This window comes from Luteimonas sp. RIT-PG2_3 (assembly GCF_054902115.1).
In genome coordinates this window covers 250,309-268,698 of record NZ_JBUBPF010000003.1, presented here as the reverse complement: position 1 = coordinate 268,698, position 18,390 = coordinate 250,309, and the positions used below count along the sequence as shown (strand labels likewise).

Sequence of the window (18,390 nt, the reverse complement as noted above, 5' to 3'; positions counted from 1 at the left end):
GCAGCAAGACTCCCGGGACGGCCGCAGGCCGCTCCCGGGAGGCGGTCCCTCCCCGTGGCCTGTCCGGGGTGTTGGACATCCATCCGCCGGGCGCAGCATCCTGCCGATGGCACGCTGCGACCGCAGCCAGCGCTTACAATGGCGCCATGTCACTGAAGATCAATGCGCTGTGCGTCAATTGCGACGTATGCGAGCCGGCCTGTCCCAACCAGGCGATCTCGCAGGGCGAAGACATCTACGTGATCGATCCCGCGCGCTGCACGGAATGCGTGGGCCACCATGACGAACCCCAGTGCGTGGTCGTCTGCCCGGTCGAGTGCATCGACCCCGATCCCGAATTCCCCGAATCCGAAGAAGAACTGCTGGCAAAGCTGGGCCGGCTGCAACTGGAGCTCACATGACCCTGCCTGTCACCACGGCGTTCGGCGCCGCCTCGCGCAACCCTGCTTCGCACACGCTTGCCTCGCTGCAGGCCGCCGCGCGCCGGCTTGCCTCGCGACACGCGGTCTCGCTGGTCCTGATCGCAGCGCTGCTGCCGTTCGCGGCCACCGCGCTGGCGGGCGGGCAGGACGTGCAGGCAACGCCGTCGACCACCACGGCGCATGCGGGCACGCCGCAGGCCGCGGCGATCGCGTCGGCGCATGTGCTGGCGACCGATGCCGGGTTCGAAGTGCTCAATGCCGGCGGCAATGCTTTCGACGCGGCCGTTGCGGTGTCGGCGGTGCTGTCGGTGGTCGAGCCGATCTCGTCGGGCATTGGTGGCGGCGGCTTCTTCCTGCTGCATGATGCCGCCACCGGCAAGGACGTTTTCATCGATGCGCGCGAGGCCGCGCCTGCGGCAGCGACGCCGGACCGCTATCTGAAAGCCGATGGCGAGTTCGATCGCGATCGCGCCGAGAACGGTCCCTGGGCCGCCGGCATCCCCGGGCTGCCCGCGGCATTCGTGCATGTGGCCGGCAAGTACGGCAAGTTGCCGCTGAAGCAGTCGCTGGCCCCGGCGATCCGGATCGCCCGCGAGGGTTTCCCGGTCTATGCCCGGCTGGCGCGCGGTTACCAGGCACGCCGCGAGGTCATGGAGCGCTACCCCGGGACGCGTGCGGTCTACCTGGCCGGTGGCGCGGCACTGAAGGAAGGCGACCTGTTCCGCCAGCCCGACCTGGCACGCACGCTCGGCGTGCTGGCCGACAAGGGCTTCGACGGCTTCTACAAGGGCGAGATCGCGCGCAAGCTGATCGCCGGCGTTCGCGCCGAAGGCGGACGCTGGACCGCCGAGGAGCTCGCCGGTTACCAGGTCAAGGAGCGCGAACCGATCCGCCTGCGTTATCACGGCTGGGACATCGTCACCGCGCCGCCACCGTCGTCGGGCGGCATCGCGATGGCGCAGATGCTGCAGATCCTGGAACCGTGGAAGCTGCCCGAGCTCGATCCGGTGCAGCGCACGCACCTGGTCGTCGAGTCGATGCGGCGCGCGTTCCGCGACCGCACGTTCTACCTGGGCGATCCCGATTTCGTCGACGTGCCACAACGCCTGCTGACCAGCCGCGACTATGCCGCCGGCCTGCGCGCGACGATCAACCCGGCCAGGGCGACGCCCAGCGACCTGCTGTCGGGCAATCCGACGCCGCTGGAAGACGAGGAAACCACGCATTTCTCGATCATCGACAGCGACGGCAACCGCGCTGCGGTGACCCAGACGGTGAACCTGCTGTTCGGTTCCGGACTGGTGCCGCCGGGAACCGGCGTACTGCTCAACAACGAGATGGACGACTTCGCGCTGAAGCCGGGCACGCCCAACGCGTTCGGCGTGATGGGCTACGACGCCAACGCCCCGAAGCCGGGCAAGCGCCCGCTGAGTTCGATGACGCCCACCTTCATGGTTTCCGACGATCGCGTCGCGGTGCTCGGGACCCCCGGTGGCAGCCGCATCATCACGATGGTGCTGCTGGGCGCGCTCGGCGTCGACGCCGGGCTGGACATGCAGGCGGTGACCGCGCTGCCGCGTTACCACCACCAGTGGATGCCGGACGTGATCTCGGCCGAATCCGATGCCTTCACGGCCGAGACCGCCCAGGGGCTGCGCGCGCTGGGCCATACCGTCAACCTGCCGGGCGAGACCGCCGAAGGCGGACGCGGGTCCAGTCACGTCTGGGGCAACTTCCAGGCGGTTGGCTGGGACCGGCGCGGGAACGCGCTCAGTGCCGGCAGCGATCCGCGCAATCCGGTCGGCAAGGGACGCGTCGACACGGTCGGCAAGGCCAACTGAGGCGTCCGTGTCCGATCGTCGGGCGCCGGGTTTGAGACACGCCCATTGCGCCCATCGCCACTCCTACAAGAGTCCTGCACGCCGGAAGCATCGCCATGACGCCACGCATTACCCTGTTGTTCACTTCGCTGCATGCGCTGATGTTCGTGGTGTTGACGATGCGCGTGGTCATGCAGCGCAGGTCCAACCGGATCGGCATCGGCGATGGTGGTCATTCCACGCTGGCACGCAGTGTCCGCGTGCACGGCAACTTCTCCGAGTACGTGCCGCTGGCGCTGATCCTGATGGCCCTGCTGGAGCTCAGCGGAGTGCCCGCCGCATGGCTGTGGGTGCTGGGCGCGATGCTGCTGCTGGGACGCATCCTGCATGCGGTGGGGCTGGGCGGCAGCATCGGGGTCTCGCCGGGACGACTGGTCGGTATGTTGCTGACCCTGATCAGCCTGTTGCTGATGGCCGCGCTCGGCATCTATCGCGCCGTGCTGCCAACGCTCCTGGCGTGATCGCCACTGTGTGACGGCCACTGCCGGCTTGAGCGCTGCTGCGGGCCTGGCGGTGGCGGCCCTCCTGACGTCGGGGCCGATGCCCGCCTCGCGGTGAGGGTGGGCCTTGGCGGCCACCGGCAGCTGCGACAGCCCGGGGCCGGGTCGCCCGGGCGTCCCTCCGGCCTCCGGACTTATTCGACCCGCGTGCCGAAGATCTTGTCGCCAGCATCGCCGAGGCCGGGCAGGATGTACCCCTTCTCGTTGAGTCGTTCGTCGATCGACGCGGTATAGACCTCGACATCCGGGTGCACGGCCTCCAGCGCCTGCAGGCCTTCGGGCGCGGCGACCAGGAACAGACCCTTGATGCGCGCCGCGCCGGCGGCCTTGAGCATGTCGACGGTCGCGATCAGCGTGCCGCCGGTGGCCAGCATCGGGTCGAGGATCAGCGCCGTGCGGTCGGACATCTCGCCGACCAGGTTCTCGTAGTACGGCACCGCCTGCAGCGAATCCTCGTCGCGCTTGATGCCGACCACGCTGACCTTGGCGGCCGGGATCAGTTCGAGCACGCCGGTCAGCATGCCCAGTCCCGCGCGCAGGATCGGCACCAGCGTGATCTTGCGTCCCTTGATGCGGCGCACGTGCACCGGGCCGGCCCAGCCTTCGACGACGGTGTCCTCGGTCTCCAGGTCGGCGGTGGCTTCGTAGGTCAGCAGCGTCGCGACTTCGGCGGCCAGTTCGCGGAACACCTTGGTGCTGTTGTCGGCGCGACGCATCAGCCCGAGCTTGTGCTGCACCAGGGGATGGGAGACTTCGATGATCTTCATGGGCGCTTTCATCGCGGCTGTGCGGCGCGTGGCCGTCGCTGACGGGAGATGTCGATAGCATGACAGCAGTCGTCGCGGCCTGCAGCGGGCGCGCGCTGTCATGGTGCTGAAACCGGACCGACATACCGTGTGCACCCGGTACTCACAGCTCCGGACCCCCCATGCCCGCTCCGCACCCGCTTCACGCCGCCATCGCCTTCGCGTTGGCGTCCGCCAGTCTTTCCTTCGCCGCCACGGCGCAGGATGCAGCCACGTCGCAGGTCGCGCCCGATGGCAGCGACATCGTCAACCTCGACGAGATGGTCGTCCGCGCCCAGTACGAATCGCAGCTGCGCGCGATCGACTTCAAGCGCGGCTCCAACACGATCCAGGACACGGTGTCCTCCGACTCGATGGGCCAGTACCCGGACAAGAACGTCGGCGAATCGCTGCAGCGCCTGCCCGGCATCAGCGTGACCCGCGATCAGGGCGAAGGCCGTTACGTGGTCGTGCGCGGACTCGACGCGGCGCTCAACAGCGTCACCGTCGACGGCGTCGCGATCGGTACGCCGGAAGATTCCAGCCGCGCCGCGCCGCTGGACGTGATTCCTTCCGATTCCACCGAGCGCCTGACCGTCATCAAGGCGCCGACCCCGGACCTGCCGGGCGACTCGATCGGCGGCAGCATCCAGGTCGAGTCGGCCTCGGGCTTCGACCGCGATGGCCGCGACCTGCGCGCGAAGGCGGAGATGGGTTACCAGAGCCTCAGCGGCAAGACCAGCCCGAAGGCCTCGTTCAACTACAGCGACCGCTTCAACGACACTTTCGCGGTCGCGTTCGGCCTGAGTTACCAGGATCGCGACTACGAGTCCGACAACATCGAGGCGGAGTACGCCGATATCGATGAAGAGGTCAATGATGGCCGCCTGCAAGCCATCGAGGTCCAGCAGCGCAAGTACTACGTCAACCGAGAACGCACCGGCCTGAACCTCAACCTCGACTGGCGTCCCGACGACAGCAGCAGCTACTTCCTGCGCACGCTGTATACCGACTTCACCGATGCCGAGACCCGCCAGAACAGCATCATCCCGGTGGGCGAGGGCGACGTCGCCCAGAACGCCGATGGCACTTACACCGTGACTGGGATCGATCCGGGCGACTTCAGTCGCCGCGTGCGCTACCGCACCAAGGAAGAGAATACGTTCACGACCAGCGTCGGCGGCGAGAACCGTTTCGGCCGTTCGACCATCGACTACCGTCTGGGTTACACAAAGACCAAGGAGAAGGTCGCCGACGAGGTCGAGATGCGCTTCGAATATGCCGGCGATGACGATGTCTCGCTGATCCTCGACCAGCGTGGTGCGATCCCGCGCTACACGATCAGCGACAGTCCGGCCGGTGGCTGGCTGGACAATGACAACTACGCGTTCAACCGCCTCGTGGTCGCGCCGAAGTGGGTCGACGACAAGGAGTACAGCGCCGCGCTGAACTACGCGTTCCAGGGCGATAGCGTGACCTGGAAGACCGGTCTGCTCGGTCGCTGGCGCGATCGCAACGTCAATGTCGACGAACTCGAGCTGCGCCGCGGCCCGGATCCTGGCCTGGGCAACTGGAGCCGCAATTCGCCGGACTACACCCACGGCAACATGGGTGATGGCATCAGCTCGGCCGACATGCGAGCCTGGCTCGCGGCGCGGCAGGGCGACTACACCGCGCGTCCGCAGGACGTGCTCGGCAACCAGGAAGTCTCGTTGCTGGAGGACTACGTCGCCAGCGAGGACGTCCTGTCCGGCTACCTGATGGCGACGGCCGACATCGGCAACCTGCGGGTCATCGCGGGTGCGCGTGTCGAGCGCACCGAGTTCGAGGCGACCGGCAACGGCATGGAGACCGACGAGGATGGCGTGACTACTTTTGTCACGCGCCAGGCCTCGAGCCGCTACACCAACGTGCTGCCGGGCCTGCACCTGCGTTACGACACCCAGAACGATTGGGTGCTGCGCGGCGCGTATACGCAGACCATCGGCCGGCCGTCGTTCGGCGACATTTCGCCGCGCGCCAGGATCAATCGTGAAGACGATGAAGTCGAACTGGGCAACCCGCAGCTCGATCCCTACAAGTCGCGCAACCTCGACCTGTCGTTCGAGCGCTATCTTGGCGATGCCGGCATCTTCTCGGTCGGCGTGTTCCACAAGGACATCGAGGGTTACATCGCCGAAACCCTGAGCGTCAACAACGCAGCCTACCCGGGCGCCGAGGTCAGAATGCCGGTCAACGGCGACGATGCCAGCGTGCTCGGCGTCGAGTTGAACTGGCAGCAGCATTTCAGCAACGGCCTTCTGCTGGGCGCCAGCGCGACCTGGCTGGATACCGAGTTCACGCTGCCGGCAGGCAGCACGGTCGAGGACCGTAGCGGCGAGGCGTTCACGCTGCCGCTGTCGTCGGAGAACCTGTACAGCGTGCATGTCGGTTACGAACGCGGCGGCCTGAGCGCGCGCCTGGCAGCGGTCTACCGCAGCGAGTACCTCGATGAGATCGGCGACAGCAAGGACCTGGACATCTGGGTCGCCGCCAATACCCAGCTCGACTTCACGCTGGACTACAAGGTCAGCAACAGCTGGGGCTTCTACCTCGAAGCGTCGAACCTGCTCGACGAGCCGCTGGAGCTGTACCAGGGATCGCCGGCCAATACGCTGCAGAACGAGCTGTACGGACGCACCTACACGATGGGCGTCAAGCTGCGGTTCTGAGTCCGGACCCGCACTGCCATCGTAGATCCACCGAGCCCGCCCTGCGTCGACGCGACCCGTCGACGCAGGGCCCACCGCCATCCCCGGGATGGCGCGCGTGCGCGATCCCGGCGCACGCCATGCAACGGAGACCCCTCCATGCCCATGATGCCGACATCGCGCGTGCTGACTGTCGTTCCGCTGCTGCTGGCGCTGGTCGCCTGTGGCGGCAGCCAGACCCCTGCCGCGCCGGCGACGCCGGGGCCTGCTTCCGGCAACGCCGTGCAGGCGCCGCTCGCCGATGCCGCGACCCGCGACATCCCGGTGCTGACCGAAGCCTTCCTGACGGTCATGACACCTGAAGACAACATCGATTCGCCGGCATCGTGGACGGCGGCGGATGGCACGCGCTGGCTGATCGCCACCGCCAAGGCCACCGACCGCCTCGTGGTCTACGACGGCCAGACCGGGCAGACCCTGCGTACGGTCGGCAAGCCGGGCAAGGGGCCAGGGGAATTCCTGCGCCCCAATGGCATTGCCGTCATCGACGACCTGCTGTTCGTCGTCGAGCGTGACAACCATCGCGTCCAGGTCCTGCGGCTGCCCGGGTTCGAGCCCGTGCTGGTGTTTGCCGAGGCCGACCTGGTCAAGCCCTACGGCCTCTGGGTCGATCGCACAGGCAACGGCTACAGGCTGTATGTCACCGATGCCTACATGGCCGGCGAGGATGCCGAGGGCAACGACATCCTGCCGCCGCTTGACGAGCTGGATCGCCGCGTCAGGCAGTACGCGCTGGCGCCTGCCGGCGACGGCTGGCAGGCGACGTTGAGCGGAAGCTTCGGCGACACCAGCGAGCAGGGCGCATTGCGCGTGGTCGAGTCGATCTGGGGCGACCCCGGCAACGATCGCCTGTTGATCGCCGAAGAGGACGAGACCTACGCCAACGAACTCAAGGTCTATGACCTTGCCGGACGATTCGCGGGACGCACGCTGGGCGCCGACGTCTTCAAGGCGCAGTCCGAAGGCATCATGCTGAGGACCTGCGCGGACGGTGGCGGCTGGTGGATCACGACCGAGCAGGGCAAGGGTCGCACGGTCTTCCACCTGTTCGATCGCCGTACGCTGGCGCATACCGGCGCGGTGACCGGTGCGAGCGTGGCCAATACCGATGGTATCTGGCTCGATCAGCTGGCATCGCCGCGGTTCCCCGATGGCGTGCTGTATGCGGTGCATGACGACCAGGGCGTGGTCGCGTTCGACTGGAAGGACATCGTGACGGCACTGAAGCTGCCCGCCTGTCCGGCGACGGAGGCGCAGCGATGAGCGCGATCCGACGCGGCCATGGCCGCCCCCACCGCCATGACCGTCATTACCGCAGCACCAGGTTCACCCGTCGCCTGCACGTGGTCGTGGGTCTCGCCGTCGTGCTGGCATCGACCGGCCAACTGTGGACCGGCCAGTTGCAGGCGCAGGACGCGCGCCCGCCCGAGCCCAATACCCTGGTGTCTGCCGGCGTGATGCGTTACGCGCCCAGCGGCTTTCCCGATCGCATCGTCGCCAGCCCGGCGCAGGATGCTGCGCGCGGCTTCGCGGTCGCCTGGCGCACCAATGCCGCGATCCGCTCGCCGGTGCTGGAGATCGCCGTCGCCTCGGATTCGCCGGATCAGGGGATCGCACGCCAGGTCATGTCCAGCAGCCGCGCGCAGACCACCGAGAACGGCGTCGCCTACCAGCATCGTGCCGACGTCGGTGGACTCGAGCCCGATACGCTGTATGCCTACCGCGTGCAGGGGGACCGCACCTGGAGCCCCTGGCGGCACCTGCGCACTGCCGCCACTGCCGGCACGCCACTGACGCTGCTGTACTTTGGCGACACCCAGAACAAGAACGCCAGCCTGACCACGCGGGTCATCCGCGAGGCCGCGCGCAGCGTTTCCGATGCGCGCCTGGCGCTGTATGCCGGCGATCTGGTCAGCGGCGGCGACGGCGAGGACGACAACGAATGGGGCGAGTGGTTCGACGCCAACGATGCCGCGCTGGGCACGCTGGCGATCGCGCCGGCGCCGGGCAACCACGAGTACTTCGAAGAGTTCGAGGACACGCCGCAGGAGCGCCGCGTGCTCGGTGCGCACTGGCCGCTGACGTTCGCGTTGCCCGGAAACGGTGCGAAGGGCGTCGAGGGCACAAGCTACTGGTTCGATTACCAGGACCTGCGCGTCGCGGTGCTCGATGGCACGTCCGCGCTCGACCTCGGGACCGCGAAGGCGCAGGCGGCGTGGCTGGAGGGTGTGCTGGAAGCCAAGCCCCGTCCCGGCTGGTCGATCGTGCTGATCCACCAGCCATTCCAATCCCCTCGCGGGGACCGCGACAGCGCGTTGCTCAGAGAGCATGTGCAACCGGTGCTGGAGCGGCATCGCGTCGACCTCGCGCTGCAGGGACACGACCACGTCTATGCGCGTCGTGGCGCCCTCGATCCCGCGCATGCGACGCCGCAGTATGTCGTGTCCGTGGTCGGCGCCAAACAGTACAGGCTCTCCGACACCGCCCGCCGCGACATGCGTCCGGTCGCCGAGGATACCCAGCTGTTCCAGGTCCTGCGCATCGCCGACGGCGTGCTGCGCTACGAGTCGCGGACCGCCACCGGCCGGCTGTACGATGCCTTCGAACTGCGGACCGGCGCTGACGGTGCGCGTTCGCTGGTCGAGATCACCGATGGCCGTATCGCGCCCCGCGATTGCACGCGCGGCGAAACCTTGAAAGGAAGGGCGGACCGATGTTGGGAATGACGAACGACACGATGGAGCGTGACACGGTGGCGCGTCACGGAATGAAGAACCCGGGCAGGGCAGGCGTCGGCATGCGGCGTGCACGGCAGCAGGCGCGACGCATCTGTTTGAGCCTGCTGGTCGGCGCGCTGCTGGTGCCGGTGGGCGCGATGGCGCAGGGCGTGCATCCGCTGCACGTGCCCCAGGCTAGCAAAGCGCCGGAGGAAGCGCTGTTGCTGGTCGAGATTCCGGCGGCCAGTTTCACCAAGTACGAGACCGACGACAGCGGACTGATCCATGTCGACCGTTTCCTGTCGATGCCGATGGCCTATCCGGCGAACTATGGTTCGATGCCGCGGACGCTGGCCGGGGATGGCGATCCGCTGGACGCGCTGGTGCTGACGCGGGCGCCGTTGCATCCGGGCGTGCTGATCCGCTTCCGTCCGATCGGCGTGCTGCGCATGGTCGATGCCGGCGAGCGCGACGAGAAGATCATCGCCGTGCCTGCCGACGACATCGATCCGACCTATATCGGCATCCGCGACATCACCGACCTGCCGCACATCGAGCGCGATCGCATCGAAGCGTTCTTCCGCGTCTACAAGGACCTGCCGGCCGGCAGCAAGCGCGTCGAGCTCAGCGGTTACGGCGATGCTGCCGAAGCCCGCGCGATGATCAGGGAAGCGATGGCGGCGTTCAAGGACTGACCGCGCCGCATGGTGCCGGCGTCGCCATCAGGCGCTCGCAGGCACGCAAAGCATGTGCGGCAACAGAACGCGCAGGGAAAAACGCGCGACAAAAGAACGCGATAAAAGAACGCGACAAAAAAAGCGCCGCCGGCTGCAGCTGCAACCGGCGGCGTTGACGTCTCACATGCGGGGATCCTCACGACCGGCGCGTTGCCGGCGTGCGGAATCAGGCCGCAGCGGCCTCGCTCTGGCGTGGGCCTTCCAGCAGCGCCTTGCCGACCATCGACACCAGCAGCTCGAGCTCGTCGGCGTCGGTGGCGAAATGCGGCGTGAAGCGCAGCGAGTTCGCGCCGCCGTGGATCACGCCGATGCCGCGCTCGCGCAGCCATTCCTCGGTCGAGCCGGCGCCGTAGCACTTGAACTGCGGGGCAAGTTCGCACGAGAACAGCAGGCCGGTGCCCTGCACGCGGGTGATCAGGCCGTTGCCGAGCTCGGACTTGAGCTGCTCGAGCTTGGCGATGGCCTGCTCGCCACGGATGCGGATGTTGTCGCGCAGTTCCGGAGTTAGCTGGTCCAGCACCACGCAGGCGACATCGAGTGCGCGCGGGTTGGTGGTCATGGTGTTGCCGTAGATGCCGCTGCGGTAGAGCTTGGCGGTGCTTTCGCTGACCGCCAGCACCGACAGCGGGTACTGGCCGGCGTTGAGCGCCTTGGAGTAGGTCTCCATGTCCGGTGCGTCGACGCCTTCGTAGCCGGGATAGTCGACGATCGACAGCACGCCATGCGCACGCAGGCCGGCCTGGATCGAATCGACCAGCAGCAGGGTGCCGTGGGCGCGGGTCAACTCACGCGCGGCGGCGTAGAAGTCCGCCGGCAGGGCGCGGCCGGGATCGCCTTCGCCCATCACCGGTTCCAGGAACACCGCCTCGATGAACCAGCCGTTGGCGTCGGCATCGGCGAAGACCTTGCGCAGGGCGTCGACCTCGTACGGCGGCACGGTGATCAGCGAGTCCTCGCCGCGGAAGCTGGCCAGGTACTTCAGGTAGGGGCCGCGGCTGGAGTCGGAGTACAGCGCCGGACGCTCGGTGCGGCCGTGGAAGCTGCCCTTGACGACAACGCGCTTGATCGTCTTGCCGGCATGGCGCGCGCCCGGATCGGTCTGAACGCGGGTGTTGATGTCGGCGATGCGCGCGGCCAGGCCGACCGCCTCGGAGCCCGAGTTCAGGCACAGGAAATGGCTGAATGGCGAACCGCCGCGGGTGTGCCCGATCTCGCGCTTCAACGCGCGCTCCAGGCGCAGCTGCGACAGCGTGGGGGTCATGATGTTGGCCATCGGCGCGGGCTTGGCCATCGCCTCGATGACGCGCTTGGGCGTGTGGCCGAAGCCGAGCATGCCGTAGCCGCCGGAGTCGTGCAGCACCGCGCCCTTCAGCGTGACGACCCAGGGGCCGCGGGCGGTCAGCGCGACGTATGGGTTGACCGCGTCGGTGGAATAGAAATTGACGAAGCCGTGCTGCACGGCCTCGATCTGCGCGGACTCGTCGAGGTCGAGCAGGTCGGCGAAATCGGCCCGGATGGCGGCGTATTCGACGGCAGCGGCTTCGATGGCCTCGGCAAGCTCCGGATGCGAGGCGGCGAAGCGCTCGACGGTGGCGTCATCCAGGCCGACGGTGCGGCGCTCGCCGGCATGGGCGCGCAGCGGGGCAAGGGTGTGGATCACGGACATGGTGTTCTCCATACAACGGACAAAAAGGAAGGTGGCGGAAGAAGGGGCGACACGGGATGGCGGCCATAGGTCGGACCACGGGGCTGGCGGCAGCCCGGCTTGCGCCGGAACACGATCCGAGGGCATCGAGCCCGGGCCAGCAGACGCGTACCGCTCCCCACCGCTGCGCTCCATGCAGCCCAGGCCCTTGCGGGGCATGGATGTCGGCGGTGGCACCGGCGGTCTGCGTTTCCCGGCTGCCGGGACAGCGGGCGACGGAGAATGGCCCGACGACACGTCTATTATCGGGATCGACTTGCCGATTGGAAGGTGTGAACTGCGCACTAATCGGAGTAATCTCGGCAGATCGCCGAAATATCTGGTCGAAATGAACGCAGACGCCCCGGATCAACTGTTGCTGTCCCTGCTGCGCGAGAACGCGCGCCTGTCGACGGCCGAGATCGCACGCCGGCTGCGGCTGTCGCGAACCACCGTGCAGGCGCGGATCGAGCGCCTGGAGCGGGCCGGGATCATCCGCGGCTATACCGTCCGCGTCCACGACGATTACGAGCGCGGCCACATCCGTGCCCACATCATGATCACCGTGCAGCCCAAGCAGATGACCCCGGTCATCACCGCGCTGCGGGCGATGAGCGAGGTGCGCACGCTGCAGTCGGTCAGCGGCTCCTACGACCTGATCGCGCTCGGCCTGGTGCCGGACGTCAACCGCATGGACGTGCTGACCGACCGCATCGGTGCCATCGACGGTGTCGAGCGCACCACCTCGTCGATCATCCTGTCGACCAAGTTCGAACGCTGAGCGAGGCGGGTTCGCGGGCCGGGTCTCGAGCCGGCGCCTTCTCCCCGCCATCCCGCGGGCCGGCCCTCACCGCCATGTCACTACAATAGCCAGCCCTGCCGCCTTCCTGCGTCCCGTGAAGAAGTCCGATTTCCATTACGAACTGCCCGACGCGCTGATCGCGCAGGCGCCATTGGCCGAGCGCTCGGCCAGTCGCCTGCTGCTGGTCCCGCCGGCCGGTGAGCCGTTGTCGGATCGCCAGGTGAGCGATCTGGCCGGCCTGCTGCAGCCGGGCGACCTGCTGGTGTTCAACGACACCCGGGTGATCCCCGCGCGGCTGTTCGGGCAGAAGGAAACCGGCGGCCGGGTCGAGATCCTGATCGAGCGCCTGCTGCCCGAGAACGAGGCACGTGCGCAGATCGGGTCCAGCAAGCCGCCGCGGCCGGGCATGCGCATCACCCTGGATGCTGGCGGCGAGGCCGAGGTGCTCGAGCGCGACGGCGGGTTCTACCGGCTGCGTTTCGACGTTGGCGACGTGCTGGAGTCCTGGTTGATCAAGGCCGGCCGCCTGCCACTGCCGCCGTACATCCGGCGCGAGCCGGGCAGCGACGATACCGAGCGCTACCAGACCGTGTTCGCGCGCCAGCTCGGGGCCGTGGCGGCGCCGACCGCGGGCCTGCATTTCGACGAGCCCCTGCTGGCCAGCCTGCGCGAGCGCGGGGTGAACTTCGGCCACGTGACCCTGCATGTCGGCGCGGGCACGTTCCTGCCGATGCGCGTCGACGACGTCCGCGAGCACACGATGCACAGCGAGTGGTTGAACGTCGGTGCCGAGCTGGTCGCGCAGGTGCGCCAGACCCGCGAAGCCGGCGGTCGCGTGATCGCGGTCGGGACCACGGTCGTGCGCGCGCTCGAAAGCGCGATGCACGAGGGCGAGCTGCACCCATTCGCGGGCGAGACCCAGATCTTCATCTTCCCCGGCTATCGCATCCGCAGCGTCGACGCGCTGCTGACCAATTTCCACCTGCCCGAATCGACGTTGCTGATGCTGGTCTCGGCCTTCGCCGGCAAGGACCGTGTGTTCGCCGCATACGCGCATGCGGTGCGCGAACGCTATCGCTTCTTCTCCTATGGCGACGCGATGCTGCTGTGGAGCGGCGAGCGCCGGGAGTCCTAGGAACCTGTTCACTACCTTGCTGGGCTTGCCATCTGGCGCGCGTGCGGTGCTCGGTTGCTCATGTGCCCGCACGTACAATGCGCTTCTGCCTGCTCTTCACCGGCACGCACGCCACGCGCCACCTGACTGCGCTCGCGACAGATCGTGAACAGGTTCTGGGTCGCCTGTCCCGCGCTGGCGGCATCGCGACATCGCATCCACCTTGCCGATCTCCTCCTTTCCCGATCTCCCGGTCCCACATGTCCCGAATGCAGTTCCAGCTCCTGGCCAACGATGGCGTCGCGCGTCGCGGCCGCCTGACCTTTCCACGCGGCACGGTGGAGACGCCGGCGTTCATGCCGGTGGGCACCTACGGCACGGTCAAGGGCGTGCTCCCGGACCAGATCCGCGCGCTGGGCGCGCAGATGATCCTGGGCAACACCTTCCACCTGTACCTGCGGCCCGGCCTCGAGGTCATCGAGGCGCATGGCGGCCTGCACGGCTTCACGCGCTGGGACGGTCCGATCCTGACCGACTCCGGCGGCTTCCAGGTGTTCTCGCTGGCGCACAAGCGCAAGATCACCGAGCAGGGCGTGACCTTCGCCGCGCCGACCGATGGCGCCAAGGTGTTCCTGGGGCCCGAGGAGAGCATGCGGATCCAGAAGGTGCTCGACTCGGACGTGGTGATGATCTTCGACGAATGCACGCCGTACCCGGCGACGCACGAGGTCGCGCGCAAGTCGATGGAGCTGAGCCTGCGCTGGGCCGAACGCAGCCGGCGCGCGCATGAAGGCAACGATGCCGCGTTGTTCGGCATCGTCCAGGGCGGCGTGCACCACGACCTGCGGACGCAATCGGTCGCCGGGCTCAGCCAGATCGGTTTCGACGGCTACGCGGTCGGCGGTCTGGCCGTCGGCGAGCCCGAGGCCGAGCGCAACGCGATGCTCGAACATACCTGTCCGCAGTTGCCGCAGGATCGCCCGCGCTACCTGATGGGCGTCGGCCGGCCCGAGGACCTGGTGGAGTCGGTGGCGCGCGGCATCGACATGTTCGATTGCGTGATGCCGACCCGCAATGCCCGCAATGGCCATTTCTTCACCAGTACCGGTACGGTGCGCATCCGCAATGCCAAGTACGAGCGCGACCTGCGGCCGATCGAGGAGGGCTGCGGCTGCTATGCCTGCAGCGGCGGATACACCCGCGCCTACCTGCGCCACCTGGACCGCTGCGGCGAGATGCTGGGGCCGATGCTGGGGACGCTGCACAACCTGTGGTACTACCAGACCTTGATGGCCGGCATGCGCGCCGCGATCGCGGCGGGAACCTTTTCGGCCTTCCGGGAGTCTTTCCATGCCGCGCGTGTGGGGCAGGGCTGACCGGATGGCGTCACCGGGCCCAGACCGGCCCGGCTGATCCAGCCGGTGGCGGGTCCGCTGATCCAGCCTGGCGGGGGCAGGGGTGGCATCCCACTGGCCCGGACCGGCACGCGCATCGCGATCGGCTGGCGCCGGAACCGCCCCAAACCCGGGCGGACCCGCGTGCCGGGCCTGCCGTGGCATAATCCCCCGCTATTTTTCCGCTGGATGGACATTCGATGAATCTGCTCGATCTGCTGATTTCCCCCGCCTATGCGCAGGCGGCCCCCGCCGGCTCGCCGAGCCTGCTGTCGACGCTGGCGTTCCCGATCATCCTGATCGCGATCATGTACTTCCTGATGATCCGCCCGCAGATGAAGCGCGCCAAGGAACACAAGGGCATGCTGGAAAAGCTGTCGGTGGGCGATGAAGTCATCACCAACGGCGGCATCGCCGGCGTCGTGCGCGCGCTGGGCGACAGCTTCGTCACCGTCGAGATCGCCGACAGGGTCGAGATCCGCGTGCAGAAGGGCGCGGTCGGCAACGTGCTGCCCAAGGGCACCCTGAAGTCGACCTGATCGGTCCGCTGCACCCTCACCCCGGGGCGGCCTGCGCCAGACGCAGCGTGCCCGGCACCGACCCGTCCCCTCCCGCTTGCGGCAGGGGGCGAGGGTAGCGGCAGCACGGCTGCCGCGACCACTCTCCGCCCGACACGGCTATCTCAATGCTTGAATTTCCCCGCTGGAAGTACGCCCTCATCCTGATCGTGGTGTTGCTCAGCGCGCTGTACGCGCTGCCCAACGTCTACCAGCAGGATCCCTCGGTCCAGGTCACCACCAGCCGCAGCGGCATCGTGGTCGACGCCGCGCTGCAGCAGCGCGTGGAAGCCCTGCTGGAGACCGCCAAGGTCGTACCCAAGCGGGTCGAGATCGAGGACGACCACCTGCTGGTCCGCCTTGACGATCCCAACCTGCAGACCCGGGTCTCCGACCTGCTGCGTCCGGAACTGGGCGAGGACTATTCGGTCGCGCTGAACCTGGCGCCGACGGTGCCGGACTGGCTGTCCAAGCTGCGCGGCAAGCCGATGTCGCTGGGCCTGGATCTGCAGGGCGGCGTGCACTTCGTCATGCAGGTGGACCAGAACGCGGCGATCGAAAAGCGCGTGGACTCGTACTCCGACAGCATCCGCGCCGCGCTGCGCGATGGTCGCATCGCCTATACCGCGGTCGACCGCCTGCCCGACCACAGCATCCGTGTCGCAGTGAAGGACGCGGCCGATGTCGCCAAGGCGCGCGACGCGATCTTCAGCAGCCTCAGCGGCAGTGCCGGCGGCGGCACCATCGGCGGTGCGCCGGTCATCGAAGCCAACGACCGCCAGGTGCTGGTACGCCTGTCGGATAGCGAGATCAGCCGCATCGCCACCGATGCCGTCGAGCAGAACCGCAACGTCATCGCCAACCGCATCGACTCGATCGGTGTCTCCGAGCCGGTGCTGCAGCGCCAGGGCAGCGACCGCCTGGTGATCCAGTTGCCGGGCCTGCAGGACACCGCCGAGGCCAAGCGCCTGATCGGCGCGACCGCGACGCTGGAATTCCGCGCCGTCACCGGCGACGAGCTCGCCGCCGCCGCGGCCCTGGCCGACGGCAACATCCCGGCCGATTCGCGCATCTATTACGACCAGAACCGCCAACCGCTGCTGCTGTCCAAGCGCCTGCTGGTGTCGGGAGACCAACTGGTCAACGCGACCCCGCAGACCGATTCGCAGACCGGCCTGCCGGCGGTCAGCATCACGCTCAACGCCGCGGGCGGCAAGCGCATGCTCGACCACACGCTCGAGAACGTCGGCAAGCGCCTGGGCATCGTCTATGTCGAGCGCATCCCGACCGTGCGCATCGTCAATGGCGAGGAAGTGCGCACCTCGCGCGTCGAAGAGCGCGTCATCAGCTCGTCGACGATCCGCGGCGTGTTCGGCAAGGACTTCCAGACCACCGGCCTGAGCCGCGAGGAAGCCGCGGACCTGGCCAAGCAGCTCAAGGCCGGTGCGCTGGCCGCACCGATGGACTTCATCGAAGAGCGCGTGATCGGCCCGAGCCTCGGCGCCGAGAACGTCGCCCGCGGTACCCAGGCCGTGCAGTACGCGTTCCTGTTCACGCTGGTGTTCTTCGCGATCTACTACCGCATGTTCGGCGTCATCACCTGTATCGCGCTGCTGCTGAACCTGCTGATGGTGGTCGCGGTGATGTCGCTGTTCGGCGCCACGATGACACTGCCCGGCTTCGCCGGCCTGGCCTTGTCGATCGGCATGTCGGTCGACGCCAACGTGCTGATCAACGAACGCATACGCGAGGAGCTCAGGGCCGGGCTGCCTCCACGAACGGCCATTGCCGGAGGCTACGACAAGGCCTCGGGCACGATCTTCGATTCCAACATGACCGCACTGCTCGCAGGCGTTGCGCTGTATGCCTTCGGCACCGGACCGCTGCGCGGTTTCGCGGTCACCATGGTCATCGGCATCCTGACTTCCGTGTTCACGGCGGTGACGGTGTCGCGTGGCATTGCAACCTTGATCTACGGCGGCAAGCGCAAGCTCAAGTCGCTGGCCATCTGACGGGAGAATTACAGACATGAGCCTTTTCCCGTTGCGACTGATCCCGGCCACGCCGTCGATCGACTTCATGCGCCTGCGTTGGGTGGCTATCGGCGTCACCGTGCTGTTGATGGTGGCGGCCATGGGCCTGATGGTCTTCAAGGGCTTCAACTACGCGCTCGACTTCACCGGCGGTACCGTCATCGAGCTGCGCTACGACAAGCCGGCCGACATCGATGCCGTGCGCGAGCGTCTGGAGTCGAGCGGCTACGCCGGCGCCCAGGTGCAGACCTTCGGTACCGGCAGCGACCTGCTGGTGCGCCTGCAGCCGCGCGATGGCAAGACCGATGCCGAAGCCAGCAACCGTACCGCCCAGGAAGTGCTGGCGGCTGCGGCCACCGCCGACAACCCAGCGCAGATCGTGCGCAACGAGTTCGTCGGGCCGCAGGTCGGCCGCGAGCTGGCGATGAACGGCATCTACGCGCTGATCTTCGTGCTGGTCGGCTTCCTGATCTACATCGGTTTCCGCTTCGAGTGGAAGTTCGCGATCTCGGCGATCATCACCACGCTCAGCGACGTCATCATCGTGGCCGGCTGGTTCTCGCTGTCCGGGCGCGAGTTCGACCTGACGATCCTGGCGGGCCTGCTGTCGGTGATGGGCTTCTCGATCAACGACACCATCGTTGTGTTCGACCGCGTCCGCGAGAACTTCCGTGGCATGCGCGCCGATCCGATCACGATCCTCAATGCCTCGATCAACCAGACGCTGTCGCGCACGATCATCACCTCGGTGGCGGCGTTCCTGACCGTGCTGGCGCTGTACATCTATGGCGGCGGTTCGCTGGCGGGCATGTCGGAAGCGATGATGATCGGTATCGTCATCGGTACGATCTCGTCGATCTGCGTTGCCTGCCCGTTGCTGACCATTGGCGTGCTGAAGGTCACCAAGCAGGACCTGATGCCGAAGTCGCGCGACGACTCGGCGCTGGCGCGCCGTCCCTGATCGAGGGACCGCAGGCGTCGCATCGCGACGACCGCCATACCGGAAAGGCCGCAC

15 protein-coding genes are annotated in these 18,390 nt (G+C 67.6%); 13 read left to right on the top strand and 2 right to left on the bottom strand.

What is annotated here, in order from left to right:
* The first annotated feature begins 146 nt into the window (after positions 1-146).
* From ACYX7E_RS06090 to ACYX7E_RS06080, 3 genes are all read left to right on the top strand, one after another.
* The gene (locus tag ACYX7E_RS06090; protein ID WP_462079679.1) at positions 147-401 is read left to right on the top strand and encodes a YfhL family 4Fe-4S dicluster ferredoxin; all 255 of its coding nucleotides are present in this window, start codon (positions 147-149) and stop codon (positions 399-401) included.
* Positions 398-2,263: a gamma-glutamyltransferase gene (gene ggt, locus ACYX7E_RS06085; protein ID WP_462079678.1), complete on the top strand. Its 1,866-nt coding sequence runs from the start codon at positions 398-400 to the stop codon at positions 2,261-2,263. The genes ACYX7E_RS06090 and ggt overlap by 4 nt, the downstream gene beginning before the upstream one ends.
* A gap of 95 nt (positions 2,264-2,358) precedes the next feature.
* Positions 2,359-2,763: an MAPEG family protein gene (locus ACYX7E_RS06080; protein WP_462079677.1), complete on the top strand. Its 405-nt coding sequence runs from the start codon at positions 2,359-2,361 to the stop codon at positions 2,761-2,763.
* Between the two features lie 173 nt (positions 2,764-2,936).
* Here the strand turns inward: ACYX7E_RS06080 and upp are convergent, their stop codons facing one another.
* Positions 2,937-3,569, bottom strand: coding sequence for a uracil phosphoribosyltransferase (gene upp, locus ACYX7E_RS06075; RefSeq protein ID WP_462079676.1), 633 nt, complete (start codon positions 3,567-3,569; stop codon positions 2,937-2,939).
* Positions 3,570-3,730: 161 nt separating this feature from the next.
* On the opposite strand from upp, the gene ACYX7E_RS06070 reads away from it, so the two are divergent.
* From ACYX7E_RS06070 to ACYX7E_RS06055, 4 genes are all read left to right on the top strand, one after another.
* A complete protein-coding gene (locus ACYX7E_RS06070; protein WP_462079675.1) occupies positions 3,731-6,298 on the top strand; it encodes a TonB-dependent receptor in 2,568 nt (855 codons plus the stop codon).
* Positions 6,299-6,445: 147 nt separating this feature from the next.
* The gene (locus ACYX7E_RS06065; RefSeq protein WP_462079868.1) at positions 6,446-7,600 is read left to right on the top strand and encodes an NHL repeat-containing protein; all 1,155 of its coding nucleotides are present in this window, start codon (positions 6,446-6,448) and stop codon (positions 7,598-7,600) included.
* An 80-nt stretch (positions 7,601-7,680) separates the two neighbouring features.
* The gene (locus ACYX7E_RS06060; RefSeq protein ID WP_462079867.1) at positions 7,681-9,063 is read left to right on the top strand and encodes a purple acid phosphatase family protein; all 1,383 of its coding nucleotides are present in this window, start codon (positions 7,681-7,683) and stop codon (positions 9,061-9,063) included.
* 71 nt (positions 9,064-9,134) lie between these two features.
* On the top strand, positions 9,135-9,749 hold the full coding sequence (locus ACYX7E_RS06055) for an inorganic diphosphatase (RefSeq protein WP_462079866.1): 615 nt from the start codon (positions 9,135-9,137) through the stop codon (positions 9,747-9,749).
* Between the two features lie 208 nt (positions 9,750-9,957).
* Here the strand turns inward: ACYX7E_RS06055 and ACYX7E_RS06050 are convergent, their stop codons facing one another.
* Positions 9,958-11,457, bottom strand: a complete 1,500-nt coding sequence (locus ACYX7E_RS06050) for an aminotransferase class III-fold pyridoxal phosphate-dependent enzyme (RefSeq protein ID WP_462079674.1) — start codon at positions 11,455-11,457, stop codon at positions 9,958-9,960.
* 367 nt (positions 11,458-11,824) lie between these two features.
* Here ACYX7E_RS06050 and ACYX7E_RS06045 point away from each other — a divergent pair, with 367 nt between their 5' ends.
* From ACYX7E_RS06045 to secF, 6 genes are all read left to right on the top strand, one after another.
* Positions 11,825-12,256, top strand: coding sequence for an Lrp/AsnC family transcriptional regulator (locus tag ACYX7E_RS06045; protein ID WP_462079673.1), 432 nt, complete (start codon positions 11,825-11,827; stop codon positions 12,254-12,256).
* A gap of 115 nt (positions 12,257-12,371) precedes the next feature.
* Positions 12,372-13,412, top strand: coding sequence for a tRNA preQ1(34) S-adenosylmethionine ribosyltransferase-isomerase QueA (gene queA, locus ACYX7E_RS06040; protein WP_462079672.1), 1,041 nt, complete (start codon positions 12,372-12,374; stop codon positions 13,410-13,412).
* A gap of 239 nt (positions 13,413-13,651) precedes the next feature.
* Positions 13,652-14,767, top strand: a complete 1,116-nt coding sequence (tgt, locus tag ACYX7E_RS06035; protein WP_462079671.1) for a tRNA guanosine(34) transglycosylase Tgt — start codon at positions 13,652-13,654, stop codon at positions 14,765-14,767.
* Positions 14,768-14,985: 218 nt separating this feature from the next.
* Entirely contained in the window at positions 14,986-15,324 is a 339-nt protein-coding gene (gene yajC, locus ACYX7E_RS06030; protein ID WP_462079670.1) for a preprotein translocase subunit YajC, read from the top strand.
* A gap of 146 nt (positions 15,325-15,470) precedes the next feature.
* Positions 15,471-17,354 carry a protein translocase subunit SecD gene (gene secD / locus ACYX7E_RS06025; protein ID WP_462079669.1) on the top strand — a complete coding sequence of 628 codons (1,884 nt, stop codon included), beginning with the start codon at positions 15,471-15,473 and terminating at the stop codon, positions 17,352-17,354.
* Positions 17,355-17,370: 16 nt separating this feature from the next.
* Positions 17,371-18,336, top strand: coding sequence for a protein translocase subunit SecF (gene secF / locus ACYX7E_RS06020; RefSeq protein ID WP_462079668.1), 966 nt, complete (start codon positions 17,371-17,373; stop codon positions 18,334-18,336).
* The last annotated feature ends 54 nt before the right edge of the window (positions 18,337-18,390 follow it).